This window comes from Flavobacterium sp. (assembly GCF_049318325.1).
In the GTDB taxonomy this organism is placed as follows: Bacteria; Bacteroidota; Bacteroidia; order Flavobacteriales; family Flavobacteriaceae; genus Flavobacterium.
This window is the reverse complement of record NZ_JBMOGQ010000136.1, coordinates 1-5653: the sequence shown is the minus strand read 5'-3', so window position 1 is coordinate 5653 and position 5653 is coordinate 1. Positions and strand designations below refer to the sequence as shown.

The following is a 5653-nucleotide window of genomic DNA, read 5'->3' as shown; positions in this document are numbered from 1 at the left end:
AACGATTTGTTCATGAGCATCATTTCCATTGGGTTTTTTAACTGCTTTGGCCATAATATCGGTATCGGTAGGCAGTCCAGTAGCCATTAATCAATCATAAGTAGCGTGGATAAGCTTATAGGAGCTTCTTTTACTGTCTAGTTTTTTAGACCACCTCAGTATGAAAAAACCAGGCACTTACCCCACCAAATGCGTTCGCTATTTAATTAAATATGGTATCACCTGAATGATAAATCTTTTGTTTTTTCCTTCTTCTACGCCTGAATATCTGCATAAGCCATCGAATCCAGTGCTAGAAATAAAGACTTCCGAGTTATTATTGTTAAGTGTAATACCATTATCCATCCAAAGGTTGTAAAGAGCTAATGATCGACTATAACCTAAATCTTTTACATTGTTTTTATATTGCAAATTTAGTCTTGCATTTTCGTGTCTTGCCGCTCTTCCTTCAATTACTACAATAAATTTCACTTGTTGATTACCTTGATACTTTTGTAATAAATCATTAAGTTGACGACCTGCTAATATTAAGTTGCTTTTCACAGAATTAGGAATAACTGCACTATTTTGATCGAACAAAATATCTGATTTGAGTTCAAAACGTTTGCAAGTTGTATTATATTCATATAGACCTCCTTTCTCTAGTTCTTTTATTGCTGCATCAATAGCTTTTATTCTTTCTAGTTCTTCAGCTTTAGCTTCTAATGCTTTTAAATATTTTTCTCTCTCTTCTTCAGTCTTTCCAAGTTTTTCATTTAAAGCTTTTAATTTTTCATTGGCTTGCCTGGCATCCTCTATTACTTTTGATTGCATAGTGTAAACCAAAACAAAAAGAACTAGCATGACGAAAAACATACTAGTCATTACATCTGCAAAGCTTAACCAAAAGAAGTCTTTTTTTTTCTCGTTAGATTTAGCCATTTTACTTCTCTATTGGAATTTCTATTTTACTAATGGTTTTCTTCAAGTCTATGATAGCGTCAATGAGTGCCTTATTTGTTTCAATGGACTGCTTCTGCGAATCCTTGAAGTCATTTCGCATTTCTACAATCTGATCTTTCAAAACATTGAATTCATCTTTTTGAATGGAAGAGTTTTCTACAAATATTTTAATGGCATTTTGTATTTCATTAATTCCTGTGAAAAAGTTGTTGTTACTGCCAATAAAGGATTGAATTTGCTCAGTTGATGTTTTAAAGTAACTATTGAGTTCTTTGTAAACCTCTTTAATATCTTGATTAAGTTCATCAACTTGGGTTCGCCAAACTTCTCGATGGTCGTTTATAGTAGGGAAGTGTTTTTCTAAAGAATCTTTGAATTGCTTCTGCAATTCGATTGTGGCAACACTATTGTTGCTTATTGCTTTAAGATTTACATTGAAGTCCTTAAACTGTTCAATGATTACATTCATGTCATGGGCAACTTTCTCTGTTTTGTCGACATAACCATTTAAGCCCTTTTGATACGCTTGAAATTTTTCTAAATGTTCTGCTGATTCTTTAAGGTCTGCAAATACCTCTGCAATTTTAGTTGCAGTTCTTGTTAAACTTAACTTGTTTATTTCTTCAAGAACCGTTTGCTGTTTTTGTAAGTTTTCATTTAATAAATGTCCTGAATCCTTATAATCATCCATGTTTTCACCAAACTTGATGATGAAGTGATTTAAAACGTCTTTAAAACTTCCAAGTGATTTAGAGACACCAATATTTAAAAATGGAAGAAGTTCTCTTTGAAGAAAATCGTAGTAATGATTTTTGTCTGTATCATTTTTATAGGCTGCTGGTTTGTAAACCAAAGCTGAATTAATGACAGTAAAAGTCAAGCCGACCAAACTTGCAAACATTGCAGCAATAACACCATTTAGTAACTGTCCAATACTTGCAGAGGATATTGTAGTAGTCGTTCCTTCAGTAGTTGCAGAAAAATCAATTCCCCACAAACCAATAATGATACCCACAAATGTTCCTGCCAATCCTATATACAATGGCACATTGATGAGATTCCCTATTTCATTGTCAACCTTTTCAAGATGTCTTTCGCAAGTATCCTTTAAAATACCAAAGTCTGCTGATGCTCCTTTGTTTTTGCACAAGTAGGCGTTAGTAGATTTTATTACCTCTGAAAAGTGGGAATGATTCGCTTTTGTTGAATTAGGAATAACTAAAAGCTCGACCTGTTCGGCATCATCTGATTCCTCAATTATTTGGACTTCATTTGAAAAGGTGTCTAAATAATTGTCGAATAATTCGGGGTCGGTTAAAATAGATTTTGTAATTGTGAACCTCTGAATTTTAATGTGCTTAAAAGAACTTGGAAAAAATCGCTTAAAAGAAATTATTTTCTTATAAACATTGGCAAATACAAATACTTGTAAGCCAATTAATGCTAATATAAATATGATGTCAAATTCCATGATTACTTAATTGTTCTGAAGGTTAAATTTATTCTTGTGGTATTTATCTTTTTTTCTTTCGGTACGGCATGTTGCCAAAAATGCTGAAGCTCACCCATCATTATTAAAACTGTGCCATGTGACAAGGGAAAAGATATTATTTCCGCATTATTGTCTATTCTTCTAATTTGAAAATTTCTTGTGGCTCCAAAATTGACAGACCCGATGATTGGATTTTTACCTAATTCTCTTTCGGCATCTGTGTGCCAACCAATATAATCGGCACCATCTCTATACCAATTCAAAAGGACGCTATTAAATTCTGTGTTTGCAGTGATTTCTATTTTTTTCTTTATTTCTAAAAGTCCTGTATACCAAGGTTTGGGACTTAATGTGAGACCAGAATATGTATAAGGTTTGTCGCTATCTCCATGCCATGCAGAATATCTCGGCAAAAAAACATCTTTGCAATACATTTTTATAGAGTCATGATGCCATCCTATATTCACAAAATTAATTGCATCTAATTTTTCTTTTTCGAACAATCTCCAATCTGTTTTAAGCGGTTCCAAATTATTACTATTTGCAAGTAAATGTTTTAAATAGTAATCACTTGTTAGTTTGTCAAAATAGGTAGGATTGTATAATACTTTGCCATTAGGAATATTTATTTCAAACATTTTTATTGATTCAACCCACCTATAATCATAACCCGTTGTGCTGGGCAATGCTATTGGTAAAAAATTATCATCATTACAGAATAAGTTCATGTTATAAATTTATTTTAAGTATTATCTCTTTTCTTGTCCATGTTTTGTGATGATTCCATCCTTGCCCATCTTCTCTATTTGAAATAATTTTAAAGTCGTTACAATATTTGAAACTATCCGCAAAATATTTCATCTTTCTGTCTTTCGAATCCCCGAATCGTGGACCAACGCAGACTATATAATTAACTCCTGACATTTTGCCAGTTATCAATTCATTTATAAGATCAGCATCAACTTCATTAACATCTATTATGTTCGAGAAGATATGAATTTTAATAGAGTGTTTTTTATTAGTCAAATCTTTGTCATTCAGAGTAGTATCTATGTATTTATTTATAGGATTGATTTTGCTTTCTGATTTCAAAGCTAGACTAGCATGAAGAGCTGCTCTTTTTAATGCATCTGTTCCAGGCTCAATAAGTGTTATTTTATCAATTAGGCCATTTTTGCTTTTGTGAATTTTCAATTGGTCAATTAATGCAATGCTTCCAAGACCTTGACCGCATCCCCAATCGAATATTTCAATTTGCTCTGTTGAATGCCTAAAATTATTAGGTGTAATTAAAAACTGAAATGCAGATTTTAGTTTTGCGATATGCATATTGCCAAATGAATATATATACTGTTCTAGTTCTTTATCTCCATTAAGCAAAGCAACACCTCTTTCTAAATTTTCATGTAAATTATTTTGTTTCCTATGCTTTAAAATAGTATTGCAACTAAAATCATTTTTATCAAATTGAAGTTGAATTGAATAATCTGTTTGATTCTCAATTAGTTTCCTTTTTTCAAATGCTTCTTCGTTTTTCTTCTGTTCTTGTAATTCTTTAATTATTCTTACTTTTTCCGTTTGTTGTTTTAAAAGTTCTTCTGCCTGCTTTTTATAGTTGTAAAATTCTTTTTCCTTGTAAATTTCTTTGGCTTTTGTCAGCCTTGCTAACTCATTTTGCAGGTTGGGATTTATAGAATTAGAAAGTAGTTTGATAAGCGTTTTGGCTTCTACAAGTTTGTTTTGATTTATAAAGTTTTCAAGAGTTGAAAGTTTTTTCTTTACCTGATTTTTATAAATCTCCTCTTGTTTTTGTTTTACATTTTCTCTGGTTGCGTGTCTGCGAAGCGTTGATTTATCGTTTAATAGCTTTTCAAGTTTTTGAAACGATTTGTCAAATGCCGAAATGGAAATTTTTGAAAGTTCGACCTTGTCATCACTTTTATTTTTATAAAAAAGAGTGGTTAAGGAATCAACTCGTCTTTCAATAAATAAAGTGTCTGGGTAATCCGCAAATAATATTTTAGATTCAGCGTATTCAAGTACTGCTCTTTTTTCTTCCAAAATTTGCAGTTCAGCCCTTAACTCATATAATTCGTAAAGTCTTTTTTTGCCTATTTTATTAACTGTAATAGTTTTTCCGCCTTGCTCTACAAATTCGATAATGCTTTCTGCTGTTTTCTGTTTTGCAATTAAACTAATCAAACTTGCTCTTTCGTTTTTATTTTCGGATTCGGCAATTTGTGTAAATATTTCAGTTGTATTTACTGGTCGTTCCAATACAGCTTTTTCTTCTGAAATGATTTTTTCAGTCGAAGGAGGTCGCTTTATAAATATACCTCTGAATTTTCTCCATATCTTTTTTAGAAACTTCATTAGCGTTGTCGCTAAATTGAGGCTAATTGTGCAACAGTTAACCGTATGTGCAGTATTTTCATGGCTCTAAATTAGATTTTCCTAAATTACATTCACTGCATAATGTCTGAAGATTTTCAATCAAGGTTTCTCCACCCTTTGAATAAGGTATAATATGGTCAACATGTAAAATAATTGTGGAATCACTTGATGGACTTCTGCCACATTTACATTTAAATCCATCTCTATTGAATACTAGAAATCTCAAACGGCCTGATGGGTTTCTTGGTGTTATCATTAATTTGACGTTTTTATATTCAGGTTTATTAAGTATCATATTTTCAGAAATTTTTTCATCCTCTTTTCTTTCTTGATATACGGAATTATTAATTTTAACATCTCCATTTGTTCTATCTTTATTAAAAGCATAAATGGCTTTTGTCCAACTACCAAACTTACGAGAATAATGGTTATGCGAATATTTACTCAATCTGTTCATATCAGAGGTATAAGGTTGTCTACCTAGTTTCTCCCAAACACTTTGTAATTCATCAAATAAATCAAGTTCCGTTGGCACTTCTCTTCCTGCTTTTAATTTAGCACTATGTAATGCCTTTCGCCAACTTCCAAAATGTTTATGAAAGGTTGTAATAGAATAACTACTATATTTCTTTAAATCTTTCTGTTGTAAAGTATCTATTTTATATTCTTCTTTTATCCTAATTAACTCTTGTAACAATAACTTTTTAGTTGCGTTCAATCCCTTTTTATTTGAACAACTTATAAATTCGGCATTAGATAGGCAGAATTTTTCAATCGCATCAGTCCATGTTCCAAATCGATTTTCATATTGCTTCATACTGATTT

General features: G+C 31.5%; 5 protein-coding genes. All 5 read right to left on the bottom strand.

Translation table 11 applies throughout. The features are described from left to right. Nucleotides 1-198: 198 nt before the first annotated feature. Entirely contained in the window at nt 199-921 is a 723-nt protein-coding gene (locus ACOYLP_RS10315; RefSeq protein WP_422856088.1) for a hypothetical protein, read from the bottom strand. 1 nt (nt 922) lies between these two features. Further along, entirely contained in the window at nt 923-2413 is a 1491-nt protein-coding gene (locus ACOYLP_RS10310) for a hypothetical protein (RefSeq protein ID WP_422856087.1), read from the bottom strand. 2 nt (nt 2414-2415) lie between these two features. Beyond that, nucleotides 2416-3162: an alpha-ketoglutarate-dependent dioxygenase AlkB family protein gene (locus ACOYLP_RS10305; protein ID WP_422856086.1), complete on the bottom strand. Its 747-nt coding sequence runs from the start codon at nt 3160-3162 to the stop codon at nt 2416-2418. Between the two features lies 1 nt (nt 3163). Continuing rightward, on the bottom strand, nt 3164-4807 hold the full coding sequence (locus ACOYLP_RS10300; protein ID WP_422856085.1) for a hypothetical protein: 1644 nt from the start codon (nt 4805-4807) through the stop codon (nt 3164-3166). Nucleotides 4808-4865: 58 nt separating this feature from the next. Beyond that, the coding region (locus ACOYLP_RS10295) for a homing endonuclease associated repeat-containing protein (RefSeq protein ID WP_422856084.1) at nt 4866-5653 on the bottom strand (788 nt) is incomplete at its 5' end.